This window comes from Arthrobacter sp. Cr_A7 (genome assembly GCF_029222765.1).
Lineage (GTDB): Bacteria > Actinomycetota > Actinomycetes > Actinomycetales > Micrococcaceae > Arthrobacter.
This window is the reverse complement of record NZ_JARHXQ010000198.1, coordinates 1-333: the sequence shown is the minus strand read 5'-3', so window position 1 is coordinate 333 and position 333 is coordinate 1. Positions and strand designations below refer to the sequence as shown.

Here is a 333-nt window from a genome sequence, read left to right as displayed (position 1 = left end):
CTTCCGGCACGGTGCGTGGTGGACGGCGAGATCGTGCTGGTGGGCGCGACCGGCGACCGGCTGGATTTCGACGCCCTGCAGCAGCGCATCCATCCCGCGGCCAGCCGGGTCAAGCTCCTGGCCGGGCAGACACCGGCCTCCTTCGTGGCGTTCGACCTCCTGGCGCTGGGGGACGATGACTACACGGGCAGGCCTTTCGCTGAACGGCGGGCGGCGCTGGAGAAGGCGCTCGCGGGCAGCAAGGCCCCGGTCCACCTCACGGCAGCCACCACGGACAAGGACACGGCAGGCCAGTGGTTCAGCCAGTTCGAGGGCGCAGGTCTGGACGGGATC

General features: G+C 70.9%; 1 pseudogene. It reads left to right on the top strand.

What is annotated here, in order from left to right:
- Positions 1–333: pseudogene (gene ligC / locus P2Q66_RS11465) on the top strand (ATP-dependent DNA ligase); the annotation flags it as partial.